Genomic DNA, 17,683 nt, shown 5'->3' with positions numbered 1-17,683 from the left:
GAATCCGCGAGACGAGTATAGCAGGCGCGGTGCACGCCATGTCGGTCGAAGCCGGCCACCGCGACGCAGGTACCATCGCCGATGGCCGCCAATGCTCCGGTACCAACGCCGCCTTCCGAGCCAGCGACGCGGGACGATCGGCACGCGTTCCCACGCCTGAGCGACGAGCACCTGGAACGCATCGAGCGATTCGGGACCGTCGAGCGGCTGCCTTGCGGCAAGCTCCTCTTCGAGCAGGGGCAGCGGTCGGTCGACTTCTTCGTCATCCTCAAGGGTCGTGTCGAGATCTTCCACGGCCCGCCCGACGCGGCCGAGCCCGAGGTCGTGCACGTCCACAAGGAGGGCGGCTTCACGGGCGAGCTCGACCTGTTCAGCGATCGCAAGATCCTGGTCAGCGGCCGCGTGATGGTCGACGACGCGCAGTGCGAGCAGCCGACCATCATCCGCGTGCCGCGCGATCGGTTTGCCCGGCTCATGACGGCCGAGCCGGACATCGGCAACATCGTGCTCCGCGCCTTCATCCTCCGGCGGATGGGGCTAGTCGACCACGCCCAGGGCGCCGTGACGCTGATCGGCGAACGGACCACCGCGGGCATGCTCGAGCTCGAACGCTTCCTTCGCCGCAACGCGCATCCCGTCCGCGTGCTGCGGTTCGACGATGACGATGCGAAGGGCGTCGTGGACTCGAGCGCGTCTCGGCCGATCGAGCGCGATGACTTGCCGGTGGCCATCTGCCCCGATGGATCACTGCTCCGTCGGCCCAGCCGGGCCGAGCTCGCCGAGTGCCTGGGCCTGACCGAGCCCCCCGCCGAATCGCACGTGTACGACGTGACGGTCATCGGTGCCGGGCCGGCGGGTCTTGCGGCGGCGACGTATGCGGCCAGCGAGGGCCTCTCCACGCTGGTGATCGAGTCCGAAGCGCCAGGCGGCCAGGCCGGCAGCAGCAGCCGGATCGAGAACTACCTCGGCTTTCCCGTCGGGCTGAGCGGCCAGGAGCTGGCCGACCGCGCGCAGGTACAGGCCCAGAAATTCGGCGCTCGCCTCACGCTGCCCAGGCGGGTCACCAAGCTGAATGCATGCACGCGCGACGGCGGCGGGTACGAGCTCGAACTCGACCAGGGCGAGCCGGTGCGCACGAGGAGCGTCGTCATCGCCAGCGGCGCACGCTGGCGCCGGCTGTCCATCGACGACACGGAGCGTTTCGAGAACAACGGCATCCACTTCGCCGCGACGGCGGTCGAAGCCGACCTGTGCGGTGGCGAAGAGGTCGTGGTCGTCGGCGGCGGCAACTCCGCAGGGCAGGCCGCGATCTTCTTAGCCGGCCACGCCAAGTGCGTGCACATGCTCATCCGCGGCAAGAGTCCGGCGAAGAGCATGAGCGACTACCTGCTGCAGCGCATCAAGTCGTCGGACCGGATCGACCTTCTGACCGAGGCGTCGCTGACGTCGCTCACCGGCGACGGCTGGCTCGAATCCGTCGAATGGCGATGCGGCACGAAGTCCACCAGCCGGCCCATCCGCCACGTGTTCCTCATGATCGGCGCGGTGGCGAACACCGATTGGCTGCGCGGCACGGTCGAGCTCGACGAAAACGGGTTCGTGTGTACGGGCGGCGCGGTCGGGCAGTCGACGCAGGGCAGCGGAGCGTGGCCGCTGGAGCGGACGCCGCACCCGCTGGAAACAAGCCTGCCAGGCGTGTTCGCCGCCGGCGACGTACGGGCGGGCAGCGTGAAGCGGGTTGCGAGCGCGGTCGGCGAGGGCTCGATCTGCATCCAAGACGTGCACCGCGTGCTCGACGAGCAGCGCGTGACCGCCCCGGCTTCGTAGCTTCGAAACTAGGGATGCTGCACGAGCAACGGTTCGCATTCGTTCTGTTGCGACGCGGTATCAAATAGAAAGTTTTCTTCGGCGCTGCTTGACGGCGGGCGATTCTCGTGGAAAACTCACGTCCAATGACGTTGCAGCACTCCATCTCGATGAAGCACGGTGCCGGCGAGTCGCCACGCGATGCGTGGTATCTTGCCAGCCTGCGATTCGGCCTGCTGGTCGAAGATGGATTGCTGCCGAGAACGTCTGGCTAATCGCCCGGCGTCGGCAGCGGAACCCGCGAGCCGACGCCTCCCCTTCCAATCAGGTCGGGCCGTCGGCGGTGAGTTCCCCTTCCGGGGCCGGTGCGGCAATTCGTTGATGATCGCGTTCCCGCGGGATGGGCGCACGGTCATCGTGTGTTTCGGTTCGTGCAACCGTGGGCGCGATCGGTGCGCCCGGGTCGCGAGAACATAACAAGAGGGCCCCGTAGCCCAATTGGCAGAGGCGGCGGATTCAGAATCCGCTCAGTGCAGGTTCAACTCCTGCCGGGGTCATTGCAAGAGGTTCGTGGTTCGGGTCGGTATGCAAGCGGCGAAGCAACCCGGCTGTCGACCGGGGGCCCTCGATGGGCACACGCGGGTTCGAGTCCCGTCCGGCCCGCTTGGTTTGGTTTCGATCGCGAGGGCGCGTTGCCCTTGCCGCTCTCTGACATCCGCAGACGCACGACGGTCCCATGGACGCCCCGGGTGGGCGGCTGCGCGCACAACGCAGATGGGGAGGATTCGAGTCCTTCCGCGTCCTTTGCCGTACGCCATCGTCCGGCGACGCGCTCCCGATTCGGTTCGGCGTGTTTCGAGACAACGGGTTCTACCGGTGGTGTGCGGCCCACGATTAGCTCAGTTGGCAGAGCATCGCGCAATAACGCGACAATCGCCGGTTCGAGTCCGGCATCGTCACCCATGGTCAGGCCGAAAGGCCCGAGGTTCGACTCCTCCCGCAGGGGCCGGTTAGCCCCGCCAAGCTCTTCACTTGGTACCCACGGAAGCCAGGGGACCACCCACCACGCCCGGGCGCTCTTGCCGACGCGGCGCGATGTGCTGCATCGCACGCTGACGCAAGAGACCGCCTCGGCGGCCAGCGGTCGAGCGGATACCGACGCCTCACAGCGCGGCGGCCCGTTGTCGAGCGTGATCGTGATCCCGCGCCTTCTGGGCCCGGACTCGGTCTCGATCGGCTCCGGGCGCAGCGCGTTCCCTGGGGCGCCTCAAGCCCGATCCCGCCGCCAACGCGGGCTCGTTCGTGGATCGGGACTCGCCTGGCTTGCCATTCCCCGTCGTGCGTCTGCGGTTCTCAGGGACGGAGTTGTTCCTGGTTTCTGACACCGCAGCACGGAAAGGAGCTGCAGCTATGCTGAAGACCATCCGCATCCGCACGCTCGAGCTGGGCCTGTGGTTCCGCCACGGCGAGCTCGAGCGCGTGCTCGAGCCGGGCGTGTATCGCATGCCCACCGTCTGGCCCTGGAGCCGGCGCGACCGCGTCGAGGTGATCGACACGCTGCGCCCGCGCTTCGAGCACGACCGCCTCCGGGCGCTCGTGAGCGACCAGCGCCTGGCGTCTCGCCTGGTGATCGTCGACCTGAAGGACGACGAGCGGGCGCTCGTCTGGATCGACGGGCGCCTGGGCGCGATCCTCTCCAGCGGGCTCCACGCCTTCTGGAAGGCGCCGGCGACCGTCGAGGTCGAGCGGTTCAGCGTGCACGAGGGCCGGTTCGTCCACCCCAAGCTCGAGGCCATCCTGGGCTTCCCCGGTGGCTCGGCACTGCTGGGCGGCCTGCGCGTGGAGAGCCACGAGCGCGTGATGCTCTTCCGAGACGGTGAGCTGGCTGACCAGCTCGGCCCGGGGCTCTTCGTCTACTGGAAGGGCGGCGCGAGCGTGACCTGGAAGACCGTCGACCTGCGCGAGCAGGTGGCCGACATCCAGGGCCAGGAGATCATGACGGCCGACAAGGTGACGCTGCGCATGAACCTGGTGGTGACCCACCGCGTGACCGACGCCGTGCGAGCGGTGACCGAGGTGAGCGACTGGGAGCAGTCGCTCTACCGAGAGGCGCAGCTCGAACTGCGCACCGCGGTGGGTGGCCGAACGCTCGAGCAGCTGCTCTCGACCAAGGACGAGGTGGGCTCGCAGATCCGTAACCGCCTCTCGGCCCGTGCGGCCGAGTTCGGCGTCACGGTCTCGGGCGTCGGCCTTCGGGACGTGATCCTGCCGGGCGACATGAAGGTGATCTTGAACGAGGTCATCGTCGCCCAGAAGCAGGCCGAGGCCAACCTCATCCGTCGCCGCGAGGAGACCGCGGCGGTCCGCAGCCAGGCGAACACCGCCAAGCTGCTGGCCGACAACCCGCAGCTGGCGCGCCTGCGTGAGCTCGAGGCGCTGCAGGAGATCCTCCGCGGCGCCAAGACCACCTTCGTGTTCGGCTCGGGCCAGCAGAACCTGGGAGACCAGGTAACCAGCCTGCTCCGCCGCGACGCGGAGTCGGCGCAGACCTAGCCCCGTCGCCCGTGAGAGCGGGCGCGGGTGATTCCATCAGGCCCCGTAGCTCAACGGATAGAGTCCGGCACTACGAATGCGGAGGTTGCAGGTTCGAATCCTGCCGGGGCCGTTATGCATACCACAACTACGAATTCGTACGCGGACCGAGACTACTTCACCGCAGACCTCCACCTCGGCCACGCCGGCATTTTGAAGCATGCCACCCGCACGGCCTTCATGACCGATGCCGATCGCGACCAGTTCGAGCGTCATCGGGCATCGAACAGGCTCCAAAGCTGGAAGGCGTCGGCCGAATCCGTCCGCCGGATGGATCGCGCCCTGATCGAGAACATCAACATGGTCGTGCCGGAGGATGCAACGCTGTGGATCCTCGGCGACTTTGCACTGTCCAGCGACGCGAAGCAGGTGCGCAAGTACCGCGAGTCCATCCGTTGCCGCGATGTCCGCATCGTCTGGGGCAATCACGACCGCCGCCACGTCACGCGCGATCGGTTCACCTACTGCTACGAAGCGGTGATGCTCTACATCGGGCCCGACCATACCGCGACCGAGGACGATCTCTGGTGCGACTCGAACCTGCGCAAGAGCGTGGCTTCGAGCCCGAAGGCCAGGACACGCCGCGTGTTCCTCAGCCACTACGCCCACGCAGTGTGGCACCACTCGCACCGCGGCGTATTCCACTTGTACGGCCACTCCCACGGCAACTTCGAGCCCTGGCGCGAGGCGAACATGCCCAACGCCCTCAGCTTCGACGTCGGTGTCGATTGCTGGGAGTACATGCCGCTGCCGTGGTCACGGGTGAAAGACATGCTTGAGGCGAAGGAAGCGACCTCGCCGCCGCACGCAGTGGACCACCACGGCAAGCGCTGAGCGGATCCACCTGTTCAGTCGATCACCTCGCCGAGCGCGATCAGCGTGTACGCGGTGATCAGCACGGGGTTGTTCTCCATCCAGCGGTCGTCGACCGAGCGGAACGAGCCGTCGTCGTTCTGCAGGGTGGCGAGCTGGGCGATCAGGTCGTCGGCCCAGTTCGCACGACGCGTCGAGCGATCGTCGGCGACGACTTCGAGCGTGGGTTCGCCGAAGGCATCCAGGGCGCGCGAGAACGTGAGGATGAAGTAGTAGTATCCGTCGGTGCCGATGCCGGGGTTCTCTTCGAGCGTGTAGTTCTCGCCGATCCACTTTCGCGCCGCCGTGACCCGCACGTCGTCGCGCGGCAGGTCCGCGTAGACGTAGCTCTTGAAGCCCGCGTAGCTCATCGAGCCGTAGGCACGCAAGCGGCTGGCGGTCGTGTCGTCGCTCAGCGTTTCCTCGATCGTGCCGGCCTTGCTCTCGCCCACGCCGATCTGCTCGCCGCTGGGGCTCGTGGCATAGATGAACCCGCCCTGTCGCGAGCCCTCGGCGTAGTCCATCTCGTTCACGCGGCCGTCCATCTGCGTGCGCTGCAGGAAGACCAGGGCGCGCTGCACCGCCGGGTCGTCGCTGGGCACGCCGGCCTCTTCGAGCGCCATCATGAACATGTGCATGTTGCTGTTGTCGGGTCGCCCGCTTCCGCCGTAGCCGATGCCGCCGTAGAAGGGGTGCGAGCGGCTGACGCGCAGCTCGGGGTTCGCGTTGTCCTCGCTGTATTGCAGCGTGCGGAGGAAGGCCAGGGCGTCGCGCGAGGCGCTACGCGCCCGCTGCGTGTCAAGCCGCGAGAGCGCCGCCAGCGAGATGGCAGTGTTGTACTGCGGCAGGATCTGGTCGTAGATGCCGCCGTCACCCTGCTGGTAGCCGTAGAGGAACGCATAGCCCCGGTCGACCGCGCGCTTCGTGGCCTCGTCGCGCGTGGGCAGCGCGTCGTCGGCGGTCATGCCCATCAGCACGAGGCCCGTAATGGCCGGCAGGTTCGGGCCGTCCGGGCGCACGCTCCAGCCGCCGGTGCCGGCGTCCTGCTGGTCGAGCAGGTATTCGACGGCCTTGTCGCGCATCTCACGAGCTTGTGCGAGTCTCTCGGGGCTCGGCTGGCCGCCGGTCTGCGCCTGTGCGGCCGAGGCACAGGCGAACACTCCAGCAACGACCGCGACGATTCTGCGCGCCTTCATGGTGCTTCCTCCATCCCCCGAGATCCTCAGATCAATCGAATCAACCGCCGGCCGACCCACTCGCCGGCCAGCAGCAGCAGCAGCACGATCAGCACCACCGGGCGATCCCACAGCGGTTCGAGCTGCGGCTGCCCGGCAATCACCACCTCACGCCGCGGCAGGGCTCCGGGCAGCTCGCCTAGCGTGTCGATGCCCAGCACGCGTCCGCCGGTCTGCTCGGCCAGCGATGCGAGCAGGTCGTGGTCGGCCATCGGGTCGCGCAGCTCGTCGCTATCGGCCAGGACGTCCACCTCGATGCGCAGGCCCAGCGGAGCCAGCAGCGGCTCGTCCACGATGATCTCGTACGTGCCCGGCTCGGTCGGCAGCCACGAGGCGGCGTAGCCCTGCGAGAGCGATCGGCGGGCGCCCGTGTCCTCGATGCCCAGCGTGAGCGACTGCGGCGCGGCGGCCTGCGCGCCCTCGCCGATCGGACGCACCTGCGCGCGCACGGCCGGCAGCCGGCGGTCGACCAGCGATTGATCGAGCAGGCGGACCTCCACGCGCGCCGGCCGTTCGACGAGCGCGGGCCTTGGCGACACGCTCAGGGCCGCCTCGGCCCCGGTCCGCGCGAGCCGACCGCGCGCCTGCATGCGCACCAGCGGCAGGTAGAAGCGCTCGAACAGCGGCTCACCGCGCCCGTAGCGAAACCGCCAGATCTCGTCGGTCGCGACGTACACCACGCGGCCCGAGCCGTAGGGCATGGTCAGCACCGCCGGCAACGCCGGCCCGACGCCCTCGACCGGCACGAATCGCGCGAGCACCTCGGCGGTCGGCTTGAGCGCGGCGTCGTCGATGCGCTGGCTCCACCACAGCCGGTTCCAGCCGGTCTGTGGGTCGCTCAGATAGTCGGGCCACGTCGTGAGGCTCTCGTCGAGCCGCAACACGCCGAGCCGCTCGCCCGACGGCGTGCGCTCGAGCACGACCGGGCGGCTCGAGTCCGACACGCCCGCACCCTGGTCCATGCGGAAGGGCAGCAGGTTTTCGAGCGGCGTGCCGCGCCAGCTTGCCGGCGTGTTCGCAATACCGCCCACCCAGAGCAGGCCCGCGCCGCGACTGGCCACGTGCTCGCGGAGCTGGTCGAGCTGCTCGGCGCTGAACAGGCCCGATCGCACGTCTCCCACCACGACCACGTCGTACTCGGCCCATTCCTCGTCGCTGGTGGGCGGGAAGCCGATGGTGACGTTGCCTTCTTCGATGAAGCTGCGGCGTGCGGCGAGCAGCAGCGAGCTGCTCCGCACGCTGGGTTCGCGCAGCAGCATGCTGGTGAGGTATCGCCGCTCCCACCTTGGGCTGCCGTCGATGTAGAGCACGCGGAGCGCCCGGTCCACGACGCGAACGCTCAGGTCGGCCGAGTCGTTCTCGGCCAGCAGGTCGGGCTCGTCGGGCACGAAGCGCACCTGCCAGTCGGTCTCACCGGCCTGCAGGTCGCTCGCGACGAGCGTGAGCTCGATCTCGTCGTCGCTCCATCGCTCGTCGCCGGCACCGATGCGGACCTCGTCGATGACCTCGTCCGTCGCGCGGTCGACGAGCCGAAGCACGCCCGACGAGCCACCGGCCGGCCCGCGTCGATCGATGCGTACGCGCACCGGCGCCTGGTCGCCCGCGAAGGCAGCCTCGGGCGCGACGGCCTGCACGAGCGCGACGTCGGTCGCCGCCTCGGGGCTGCCGATGGGTACGACGTGCACGGGCACGCGCTCGCCCACGAGCCGCCGGACCACGGCCGCCGACGGCGCGTCGATCGACCGGCCGTCGCTGAAGACGACGACCGCCGACAGCGGTCGCGCAGCAGCGCGCGTCAGCGCTCCGGTGATGGCCGAGCCCAGCGCAGTTCGCCGTCCGTCGGCCTCTGGCAGCTCGGGTGGACCAGGCTCGACTTGCTCGTCACCCGATCGCGCACGCAGGTCGAAGGCCGCGGCATCGAAGCCCAGCCAGACGAGTTCACGATCAGTAGCGATCTCGGCGAACATGGCCCCGTGCCGCTCGAGCAACGCACGGACCTGCTGGTCTCGCGTCGCGCGCGACGTACCAGCCACCGCGATGGGCGCGTCGGCAACGCGCATCGAGACCGAGCGATCGACGAGCACCAGGACCCAGTCGGGTTCGAGCCGTTCGCTCGTGCGCTCCAGCCTTGGGCCGCACGCCAAGACGACCAAGAGCAGGATGAGCGCGGCGCGGATGCCCGCGAGCACCGACCGAGCCGTCTTCGGTCCTTCGAGCTTGCGGTAGCCCCACCAGCCGACGAGGACGCACGCGATGACGACGAGCGCCCAGCCCCACGTGGGCAGCGGCCGGTCGAAGCCGAGCGTCACGCCGTCCTGCCCGAAGCCCAGCTCGCGCAGCGAGAAGAGCCGGCTGGCCAGCCCGTCGGGCGTGGCGGTCGCGCGTGCCAGCAGCGCATGCATCTAGGCCGCCTCCCGCGTGCTGCCGGTTGCCAGGCCGCTGACGGCGCCGGTCACCTGGGCGTGGCTGAAGAGGCGCGCCAGGACGGCCTCGATGGCGGCGAGCAGCAGCGCGACGCCCAGCAGGATCGCGCCGAGCGCCAGGCTCGGCTCGGTCCGCGCCATGGCGTCGGCCGGCGCGACGGCGTCTTCGCTCGCGCCGCCCGGGCGATCGAGCCACGCGAGCGCCTCGTCGTCGGAGAGGTCGACGGCCAGGCCCTCGGCGATGATCTCTCGCACGCGGCTGCGCTCCAGGCGCTCGCGCGCGGCTCCACGGTGGTCGGGCGCGACGGCCACCACGCCGACAGGCCGGCCGGCCGAGTCGAGCGCGAGCCACGGGCCGGCTCGCCGCAGCGGTCGGCTGGCGCGTCCCTCGTCGTCCACCGTCGCGGGCGCGATCGAGCCGCCGGCCGCGAGCGTCCAGCCCGGGCGGAGCTGGGCCGCGAGCGCCGGCGCGTTCGGGCGGGCGCCGGCGGTGGAGGGCCGCGAGCCGACGGCCAGGCCCACGCCCGCGCGCGCGAGCTCTTGTGCCAGCGGCACCATGACGGGCCGTGCGGGCAGGTCGGTCCAGCTCGCGGCCATCGGAACGGCGAACACGACGACGAGGCCGTCGCCGCCCGTGCCGCCGGGCCGCGATACGAGCGCCGCGGGCGAGCCGTCGCTCATGGTCAGCAGGCTGCCGCCGACGCCGCCGGGCTCGATCGCCAGCGGCACGTGGCGCACCACCGTGACGGGTCGCAGCAGTGCCTCGAGTTCGCCCTCGATCAGCCGCAGCAGGCCCAGCGGATCGTCGCCCGCGTTGCGCGCCAGCGATAAGGGCTGCTCGTGGGCGACGGCCTCGGGCCCGATGCTCCACGGCAGGTCGAAGGCCCGTGCGAATGAGTCGCTCCACGGTGCGAGCGAGCTGGAGGCATCGGGGAACACGGCGACGAGCCCGCCCGCGCGGGCGAAGCCGGCCAGCGCCCGCCAGCCGCTCTCGCGCACCTCGGCGGGCGCGAGCACAAACGCCGCGTCGGCGCGCGCGAGCCGAGGCGTGTCGACGACCGACGGGTCGATGGTGGTCGCGGCGATGTCGGCCAGCGGATCGTCCTCGCCCAACGCGTCGGGCGCGAGCGCCGCGCGCAGCCACGCGGCCGGGTCCTCGGGGTCGAGCGCCCGTCCGGTCTCGCCCGGGGCGGGCGGCGTATCGATGATGGCCACGGTAAGCTGGCGCCGCAACGCAATGCTCGCGACGGCCGCGTCGTTGCCCGGCACGCCGAGGTCCGCCTGATCGGTGCCCACGCGCGCCTCGAGCCACGCGAGCCCGCGCGGCCGGCCGATGACCTGGGCGTCGAGCACCACCGAAGCCGTACGCTCGCCGGGTCGCAGCCGCGCGGTCGCCTCGCTCCACGGTCCCGGTCCGCCGTCGTCGACGAAGCGCAGCCGGACGAGCACGCTCGCTTCTTCGTCGAGCCCCGCGCCCGAGCGGCCGACGGTCACGCGTGCTGGCGCTCCGACGGCGACAGCCTCGCCCTGGCCCACCACCAGCACCGGACGCACGGGCGTGAGCGCTGCGATGCCCGCGTCACCCGCAGGCCCGGCTCCCGCGAGCGTCGGATCGCTGGCAAGCACGGCGACGTCCGGGCCGCGCCCCTCGCCGCGTTCGGCGGCGACTGCGCCGGTGGCGTCGTCTGAGAACACGCCCGCCACGCCGTCGCCGAGCACCGCGACGACCCATCGGCCGCCTGCCTCGTCCTGGCCGGCGGCGGAGAGCTGCTCGCCGACGAGCGTGAGCGCACCGGCCACGTCGGCTGCGGCATCGGTGGGCGCGAGGTCCTCCAGGAACTGGCTGAGCGTGCCCAGGTCGCTCGTGGGTTCGAGGCTCGCGAGCACCGGCGCATCGGTCGGGCCAGAGAGCGGTCCCGATGCCGGGATGAGCATCGCGCGATCGCCGCGCTCGGGCCGCAGGCTCTCGAGCAGCTCGACGGCCATGGCGCGGTGGCGATCAAGCGCGGTCGTGCCATCGGCGTCGGGCGTGCCCGAGGCGATGGAGTCGTCGATGACGATCGCCAGCGTGACGGAGGCCGACCCGAAGGGCGAGTCTCCGGCGAGCCCTCGGATGGTCGGGCGACCGAGGGCCAGCGCGATGGCGGCGACCAGCAGGCACCGCACCGCCAGCAGCAGCAGGCGTTCGAGCTGCAGCCGGCGGCGGCGCTTGCGGATGGCCTCCATCAGGAACCGCATCGCGGCCCAGGGGGTCGGCTGGCGCCGCCGGCGCATGAGCAGGTGGATGGCGATGGGGATCGCGATGGCCGCGAGCCCGGCCGCCAGGATGAGCGGATTGACGAAGCTCATGCGGCGCTCACCCCATCTTGCTCCGCTTGAGCAGGCTCTCGCGACGCGCGGCGTAGGCGGCCAGCGGCGGGCCGAGCCAGTCGTGCGTGCTCAGCCGATGGAAGTCGAAGCCGACGCGCCTGAGGCCGCGGTCGACGGCGCGGGTGTGCTCGGCCATCGCTTCGAGGTATGCCGGGCGCAGGGCCCGCGGGTCAACGCGGAGCTTGCCCTCGCCCTCGAGCCCCAGGAAGGGGGCCGGATCCTTGAAGGCAAAGTCGGTCTCGCTCTGGTCGAGCACCTGGAAGGCGATGGCGTCGTGTCCCCGGTGCTTGGCGCGGGCCCACGCCGCTTCGAGCACGGCCGGCTCGGTGAAGAAGTCGCTGAGGACGACGAGCAGGCACTTGTTCGTGAGCTTGCCCAGCACCTGATCAAAGACGCGGGCGAAGTCGGCCTCGCCGTCGACGGGTGCCTGCGCGAGCGCCGCCACGATTCGACGCCAGCTCCCCTGACTACTGGAACGCTCGACGCCGCCGAGGATGCCGTCGGCGAAGGTGTACAGCCCGACGCGGTCGCCCTGGCGGAGCGTGACGTAGCTGAGCGCGGCGGCGAGGGCCGTGGCGTGGTCGATCTTCCGCCAGTTGGTCTGGCCGCTCGGCCCGGTCGAGTCGCCCGAGGCAGCCGCGTCGGAGAACGATCGGCTGCCGTACGTCATCGAGCCGCTGGCATCGACCAGCACCACCAGGTCGAGGTTGGTCTCCTGCTGGTACTGCTTCAGGTAGAGCTTGTCGCTGCGGCCGTAGACCTTCCAGTCGAGGTGGCGCAGGTCGTCGCCGGCGACGTACTGGCGGTGCTGGGCGAACTCGACGCTCTGGCCCTGGTAGGGGCTGCGGTGGGCCCCGCTCATGACGCCCTCGACGATCATCTTGGCCCGCAGCTCGAGGCTGCCCAGGCGGGCCAGCGTCGCGGGGTGCAGGTAGAGCGTCGGGTCGACCCGCTCGGACCGCGGCGTGTGCGGCATCGGGGTGGGCGTTGCCGTCGGTGTTGTGCTGGGTGCCTCCGCCACGGCCGATGGTATCGGGCCTTCGCGGCGGCGAATTGCACGATCGTGCCCGCGGTCGGGGCCGAGAACGTGGTGTCACTCGGGGAAGCCTGGGCGGCATAGTGGTTTCCGCGTGCGTCCCCATAACGCGCAAGTGCTGTTTTTGCATCGGGTTGTCGAAGCGCGTGCTTGATGGGCGCGCGATCCGGGGTATCTTCGCCCTCATCAGATCGCGCACGCGTCGCGCGGTCTGATCGACGTACCACACCGCCTCGGACGGGCTGGACTGCCTCCAGCGCGGGGCTGTCACCGTGTAGGAGGGAGTTTTCGATGAACAAGGCTTCGATGTTCGGCGTGCTGACGGGCTTCGCGCTCGCCGGCGCCGCCATGGCGGACCCCGTGGTCCTCTTCCAGTCGGCTCTGGGCGACCACCCCGACGGCCACGCGAGGCCGCCGGGATACGGCCTGCGGCTCGACAACATGTTTGAGGGCTTCGGCGCCGGCGGCACCACCACCTTCTCGTTCGAGGAGAACGGTGCCCGGGTCGTCATGAAGATCCTGGACACCACCGGCGACGGCAACGCCGACGCCATCAACATCTCGGGCAAGGTCTACGGCGGCCAGGACAGCGGCAGCGGCTATGCCTTCGGCGAGGGCATGTTCCGGCTCGACTTCACGCTGGCCATGGGCGTCAACACCGAGTCCAACGGCTGGACGGCCGAGAGCTTCGCGTCCAACAGCGGCGTCATGACGGCCATGGCCGGCAACGGCGACCTGCTCGAGGGCACGACCTTCAACTTCTACCAGCAGTCCGATGCGATGGCCAAGGACTTTGCCATCCTCACCGACCAGCACCGCTTCCCCGGCTTTGCGGGCCACGTCGGCCGCGGCTGGGTCACCTTCAACAGCGACGGCTCGAACTCCCGCGGCACGCAGGACTTCCTGTTTATCACCATCCCGCTGCCCGGCAGCGCGGGCCTGGCGATGGCGGGCCTTGGCCTCGTCGCCGTGCGGCGCCGCCGCATGTCCTGAGCGACCTCGAATGCATCAACATTCTTGATCACAAGGGGACCGTCCTCGAACGAGGTCGGTCCCCTTTGCGTTCGTGGTCGGCTCGAGCTCTATCGCGGTCCGCGGTCCGGATCGGGCTGGCCCGTGTACCAGGGCAGCGTGTTGGGCAGGTCCTCCTTGGGAATGTCTGAGACGTGCCCATCAAGCCAGCACGCGTTGCAGCTATGGCCGTGGCGAAAGTACTCGGCATCCTTCTCGGGGCCGTGCTGGTAGAGGTCGTTGAGCGTATCGCCGTTGCCGTCGATCATCTGCTCGTAGCCATCCATGAACACGATGAGTTTCGAGGGGTTGTTGACCTCGGTCACGCGCTTCGGCCTTGGGTCGTTGTAGCCGCCGGCCTTCCAGAGCGCCGCATCGGTACCCGGGCCACCGCGGAACACGCCGTTGAAGCAGAAAGTCGCGTAGTCGAAATTGCCCTCGGCGCCCCGGCCGGTGATGCCGTAGCGATCGATGAGCTTGGCGCTCGGGCATGCCCAGACGTCCCAGCCCGCAAGCTGGGAACGGTTGCCGATGCCGACGCTCTGATCGAACATCGACTCTTCGACTTCGACGCCGAGGTATTCGTCGTAGAGCGCGCCCCAATAGCCGTACTTGCCCAGATCACTCGATGCCCCAGGAGTCTCGTAATCCTCGTAGTAGGGCAGCAGGAAATTGATCTGCGAGCCGCGGCCGCCGCGTTCTTCCATGCGGGTCGAGTAGTTCTGGCGGCTTCCGTGGTGGTACTCGTTGTAGTCGAGCGTGTAGGCGGTCCAGGCCGTCATGATCTGCCGCATCTGCGATTGGCACTGGACCTTCTTCGCGGCCTCGCGCGCCGCGCCGAGCGAAGGGAGCAGGATGCCGATGAGCAGCGCGATGATCGCGATGACGACGAGCAGTTCGATGAGCGTGAAGGCGCGCCTGGCGTGAGTCATGCGTATGGCCTCGTCGGGTTGGAGATTGTGCACGAGTCGTGTGTCGTCGGTACGCATGATTCCTTCGCAGCGAACCAGCGTCGCCCGCGTGTTGCGGTGTTCGCGCACTCTTCACGGGGTCTTGACTCGTACTTGGCTGCGCATTGACGAAGCGAATCGGCCGGGTTTCTACGTTCTACCAGCCTTTTCTGAGTCCATGCCAGACCCCTCGATCTGAGAACGGAGAGATTCCCATGCCAAGCACTCGCAACATCACGCTCATCGCCGGCTTCGCGCTGTCAGCCACGACTGCGGCCCTTGCGCAGGAGGGCACCGAGGTGCCCATCGCCCCGGCCGTTACCACGGGCGACGTCGACGCGTTTACGCTTTCGCTCGATGGCCAGTTCATCTTCTTCGTCGGCTCGGTCGACGACGGCGTCAGCGGCGACCACCTGTACCGCATTCCCATCGGTGGTGGCACCGCCGAGATCTGGAACGACCCGACCCTTCACAACGACGTCGACGAGGCGCCGATCGTCGGCGTCGACTTCGTCTACTTCAAGGGCGACCAGACCATCGGCAACCCCAGCAACGAGTGGTTCCGCCTGCCCATCGACGGCGGCGACCAGCTCCAGATCACCGACGGCACCGGCATCGCCGGTGACGGCGTGCTCATCAAGGGCGGCACCGAGCTGATCTACCTCAACGACGAGAGCAGCGACGGCATCTTCAACGCCCTCACCGACGGAAGCTTCGACATCTTCGGCATCACGCCGCTGGGCGTCGACATCGACCAGTTCCAGTGGGACGTGACCAGCGATGGCTCGACGGTCGTCTACGGCAGCCAGTTCGAGGGTGGCCCCCAGCCCCAGGTGCTCGGCGTGCTGCCGACCGATGGCTCGAGCTTCGACCCGCAGTTCATCACGCCTACGAACACGCCGGACTTCTTTCAGATCGTCGATGGGGAGCTGACGTCCGATGACCAGTACTTCGTATGCACGGCGCACTTCGACTTTGATGGCCCCGAGAGCCTGATCAAGATCCCCACGACGCCCGGCGACGTCGAGGTCGAGGTCATCGTGCCGTTGAGCTCAGAGGCCCAGGACATCGACGGCCTGGCCGTCTCGCCCGATGGCACCATGGTTGCCTTTAGCGGCGACATCGACGTCGACACTGTCGACGCGCTCTACGTGGTCAACATCGACGGAACCGACCTGCGCAACCTGACGCCAGATCTTCCCGTCTTTGCAGACGTCAACGGCGGGTACGGCGACATCCGCTGGTCGGCCGACAGCAGCCGCATCTACTTCATCCGCGACAAGGACTTCGACGGCCTGAACACCATCTTCTTCGTTGACGTCGACGGCGATACCTGCCGGGCGGACATCGACGGCGATGGTTCGCTGACGATCTTCGACTTCCTTTCGTTCCAGAACCTGTTCGACGCCGGCGACCTGGCCGCCGACTTCGACGGCGATGGCAGCCTAAGCCTGTTCGACTTCCTGGCGTTCCAGAACGAGTTCGACGCCGGCTGCCCCTGATCCAAGGCATGCCCTGATCGAACGTGGCCCGGGCGCACGCCCGGGCTTTTCCGTGCGCCGCGCACATGTCCTTGCATGGCAATCGCGTTTGCGGTATGCTGGATCGCGACGGCATCGAGCACAAGCCGAACATTCCAGGAGGTCCGCATGCGTCTCCAAGCTCTCGTCTCGCTCGTCGCGTGGTTCTCGATCATTGTGTCCGCCCACGCACAGACGTTCGTAGAAGGCCGGATCGAGACCGACACGGTCTGGCGGATCAGCGGCAATCCCTTTGTGCTCACGGGCGACGTCGAGGTGGCCGGCGGGGCCACGCTGACCATCGAGGGCGGCGTGCGGGTCGAAGGGATGGCCGGGACGCGGCTGATCATCGGCGGCGATGCGGACGGTGACATTGGCACGCTGCAGGCCTTCGGCGAGGAGTTTGCACGCGTCGACTTGCGGGCCCACGATCCCGACCAGCCGTGGGGCGGAGTCCTGTTCACGCCGAACGCGAGGGACGCGGAATTCTCCATAGCCGAAGAGTTTCTTGACGGCTCAATCATCCGATTCGCCTACGTGTGGCAAGCTGAAGCGCCAATCTCCATGATTGATTCGACGCCGTATTTCGAGTCCGTGATCGTCGTTGGGCCGCAAGATCCGTTTGGCCTGGGCATCTCTGCTGAGTTGCGTCCGACGATGAAGCAAGTACGCATGCGGAGCGTGGAAGTATCGGGCTCTACGGGCTTTGGTCTCGGCATTCGCGGGGGCGCCGGGCATCTGCTGGAAGACTGTACATTCGAGGAGAACGGACAAGGAGCCTTCATCAACTCGCTCGTCGCCGACCCTTCCTCCGTGCCACGTGATCGAATCGTGCGATGCACGTTCGTGCGAAACGGCATCGGGGGTGGCCCTTCATCGAGCGGGGGTGGCATGTCATATGCTGGCCCGCAAGCCGACTTCGTTGACTGTCGTTTCTACTTCAACTCGGCAGACTTCGATGCCGGTGGTCTCAACGGTCTTGCCTACGGCCAAACTACGCGAATCTCAGGCTGCGAGTTTGTCGGCAACTTGGCGGGTCGTAGCGGCGGAGCAATGGATTTCAATGCTGATCTAATCATCGAGGATTGCGTGTTCATGGATAACTTGGCCGAGCGATCGGCGGGCGGCTACCTCGGCTTCGATGACAGGACGCTCACGATGCGGCGGTGCGAGTTCGTTGACAACCGTGCCGGTCGCGGCGGCGCCATGACGCTGTCGTTCGGCGTGGTCGACGTCGAGGACTGCGACTTCGAAGGCAACTCGTCCACGACCGACGGCGGGGCCGTCCGCTTCTTCCGCGGCGAGAGCGACATCACCTTCACCAACAACCGATTCATCCAGAACATCACCGCGGGTGCCGGCGGCGCCGTCGGCTTCATCGACTCGGACGACCACGACTCGGTCGTCTTCGTCGGCAACACCTTCGAGGGCAACATCGCCCGCCTTGGCGGGGCCGTCTACACCACCAACATCGACGACGACGTCTCGCTGTTCAGCTTCGCCGGAAGCAATGGCCTGGTCAACACCTTCACGAACAACACCGCCCAGCTCGGCGACGACATCTACCACGCCAGCCCGGTCGACATCGACGCCACGGGCGTCTGCTGGGGCACGAGCGTGCCCCTGGCCATTGGCGGCCGCATCTACGACGGCCGCGACGAGCCGGGGCTGGGCATCGTCTGGTTCGACCCGGTTGCGCCCGATTGTGACGGCTGCCGGGCCGACCTCGACGGCGACGGAGCCCTCACGCTGTTCGACTACCTGGCTTTCAGCGGGCTGTTCGGCCTGGGCGATCTCCAGGCCGACTTCGACGGCGACGGCGTCCTGACCATCTTCGACTTCCTGCTGTTCCAGACCGAGTTCGAGGCCGGCTGCGACGGGTGAGCAG

The 17,683-nt window shown here is 68.5% G+C and carries 12 protein-coding genes and 3 tRNA genes; 10 read left to right on the top strand and 5 right to left on the bottom strand.

All coding sequences use genetic code 11. The annotated features are described in order from the left end of the window. The first annotated feature begins 81 nt into the window (after positions 1-81). The 7 genes from RIA68_11305 (at position 82) to RIA68_11275 (ending at position 5,232) form a co-directional block, all read left to right on the top strand. Positions 82-1,827, top strand: coding sequence for an FAD-dependent oxidoreductase (locus RIA68_11305; protein MEQ8318027.1), 1,746 nt, complete (start codon positions 82-84; stop codon positions 1,825-1,827). 125 nt (positions 1,828-1,952) lie between these two features. Further along, positions 1,953-2,081 (top strand): hypothetical protein, encoded by a 129-nt coding sequence (locus tag RIA68_11300; protein MEQ8318026.1) that lies wholly within the window; start codon positions 1,953-1,955, stop codon positions 2,079-2,081. A 208-nt stretch (positions 2,082-2,289) separates the two neighbouring features. Further along, positions 2,290-2,363: transfer RNA gene (locus RIA68_11295), tRNA-Leu, on the top strand. Between the two features lie 20 nt (positions 2,364-2,383). Then, positions 2,384-2,469: transfer RNA gene (locus tag RIA68_11290), tRNA-Asp, on the top strand. A gap of 747 nt (positions 2,470-3,216) precedes the next feature. Continuing rightward, entirely contained in the window at positions 3,217-4,359 is a 1,143-nt protein-coding gene (locus RIA68_11285) for a slipin family protein (protein ID MEQ8318025.1), read from the top strand. Between the two features lie 39 nt (positions 4,360-4,398). Further along, positions 4,399-4,471 (top strand) — tRNA-Arg (locus tag RIA68_11280). A gap of 2 nt (positions 4,472-4,473) precedes the next feature. Continuing rightward, the gene (locus RIA68_11275; GenBank protein MEQ8318024.1) at positions 4,474-5,232 is read left to right on the top strand and encodes a hypothetical protein; all 759 of its coding nucleotides are present in this window, start codon (positions 4,474-4,476) and stop codon (positions 5,230-5,232) included. 14 nt (positions 5,233-5,246) lie between these two features. Here RIA68_11275 and RIA68_11270 read toward each other — a convergent pair whose 3' ends face one another. The 4 genes from RIA68_11270 to RIA68_11255 are packed head-to-tail and all read right to left on the bottom strand — an operon-like array spanning position 5,247 to position 12,299. Next, positions 5,247-6,446 (bottom strand): terpene cyclase/mutase family protein, encoded by a 1,200-nt coding sequence (locus RIA68_11270; protein ID MEQ8318023.1) that lies wholly within the window; start codon positions 6,444-6,446, stop codon positions 5,247-5,249. Positions 6,447-6,472: 26 nt separating this feature from the next. Beyond that, positions 6,473-8,887 (bottom strand): hypothetical protein, encoded by a 2,415-nt coding sequence (locus RIA68_11265; protein ID MEQ8318022.1) that lies wholly within the window; start codon positions 8,885-8,887, stop codon positions 6,473-6,475. Then, positions 8,888-11,257, bottom strand: a complete 2,370-nt coding sequence (locus RIA68_11260) for a VWA domain-containing protein (GenBank protein MEQ8318021.1) — start codon at positions 11,255-11,257, stop codon at positions 8,888-8,890. 7 nt (positions 11,258-11,264) lie between these two features. After that, a complete protein-coding gene (locus RIA68_11255; GenBank protein MEQ8318020.1) occupies positions 11,265-12,299 on the bottom strand; it encodes a DUF58 domain-containing protein in 1,035 nt (344 codons plus the stop codon). A 306-nt stretch (positions 12,300-12,605) separates the two neighbouring features. Here RIA68_11255 and RIA68_11250 point away from each other — a divergent pair, with 306 nt between their 5' ends. After that, positions 12,606-13,307, top strand: a complete 702-nt coding sequence (locus tag RIA68_11250) for a hypothetical protein (protein MEQ8318019.1) — start codon at positions 12,606-12,608, stop codon at positions 13,305-13,307. Between the two features lie 89 nt (positions 13,308-13,396). Here RIA68_11250 and RIA68_11245 read toward each other — a convergent pair whose 3' ends face one another. Beyond that, complete coding sequence (locus RIA68_11245; GenBank protein ID MEQ8318018.1) at positions 13,397-14,257, bottom strand: DUF1559 domain-containing protein; 861 nt, start codon at positions 14,255-14,257, stop codon at positions 13,397-13,399. Between the two features lie 233 nt (positions 14,258-14,490). On the opposite strand from RIA68_11245, the gene RIA68_11240 reads away from it, so the two are divergent. Further along, complete coding sequence (locus RIA68_11240; GenBank protein ID MEQ8318017.1) at positions 14,491-15,777, top strand: GC-type dockerin domain-anchored protein; 1,287 nt, start codon at positions 14,491-14,493, stop codon at positions 15,775-15,777. 147 nt (positions 15,778-15,924) lie between these two features. Then, positions 15,925-17,679, top strand: a complete 1,755-nt coding sequence (locus tag RIA68_11235) for a right-handed parallel beta-helix repeat-containing protein (protein ID MEQ8318016.1) — start codon at positions 15,925-15,927, stop codon at positions 17,677-17,679. Positions 17,680-17,683 lie beyond the last annotated feature (4 nt).

This window comes from Phycisphaerales bacterium (assembly GCA_040217175.1).
In the GTDB taxonomy this organism is placed as follows: domain Bacteria; phylum Planctomycetota; class Phycisphaerae; order Phycisphaerales; family UBA1924; genus JAHCJI01.
Note: the sequence above shows the minus strand (reverse complement) of the source record. Positions and strands in the feature narration are given on the sequence as shown.

Bases quoted from the DNA above. Each gene is read 5' to 3' on its own strand.
- RIA68_11305 (MEQ8318027.1), top strand. From the start codon at position 82: ATGGCCGCCAATGCTCCGGTACCAACGCCGCCTTCCGAGCCAGCGACG.
- RIA68_11300 (MEQ8318026.1), top strand. From the start codon at position 1,953: ATGACGTTGCAGCACTCCATCTCGATGAAGCACGGTGCCGGCGAGTCG.
- RIA68_11285 (MEQ8318025.1), top strand. From the start codon at position 3,217: ATGCTGAAGACCATCCGCATCCGCACGCTCGAGCTGGGCCTGTGGTTC.
- RIA68_11275 (MEQ8318024.1), top strand. From the start codon at position 4,474: ATGCATACCACAACTACGAATTCGTACGCGGACCGAGACTACTTCACC.
- RIA68_11270 (MEQ8318023.1), bottom strand. From the start codon at position 6,446: ATGAAGGCGCGCAGAATCGTCGCGGTCGTTGCTGGAGTGTTCGCCTGT.
- RIA68_11265 (MEQ8318022.1), bottom strand. From the start codon at position 8,887: ATGCATGCGCTGCTGGCACGCGCGACCGCCACGCCCGACGGGCTGGCC.
- RIA68_11260 (MEQ8318021.1), bottom strand. From the start codon at position 11,257: ATGAGCTTCGTCAATCCGCTCATCCTGGCGGCCGGGCTCGCGGCCATC.
- RIA68_11250 (MEQ8318019.1), top strand. From the start codon at position 12,606: ATGAACAAGGCTTCGATGTTCGGCGTGCTGACGGGCTTCGCGCTCGCC.
- RIA68_11245 (MEQ8318018.1), bottom strand. From the start codon at position 14,257: ATGACTCACGCCAGGCGCGCCTTCACGCTCATCGAACTGCTCGTCGTC.
- RIA68_11240 (MEQ8318017.1), top strand. From the start codon at position 14,491: ATGCCAAGCACTCGCAACATCACGCTCATCGCCGGCTTCGCGCTGTCA.
- RIA68_11235 (MEQ8318016.1), top strand. From the start codon at position 15,925: ATGCGTCTCCAAGCTCTCGTCTCGCTCGTCGCGTGGTTCTCGATCATT.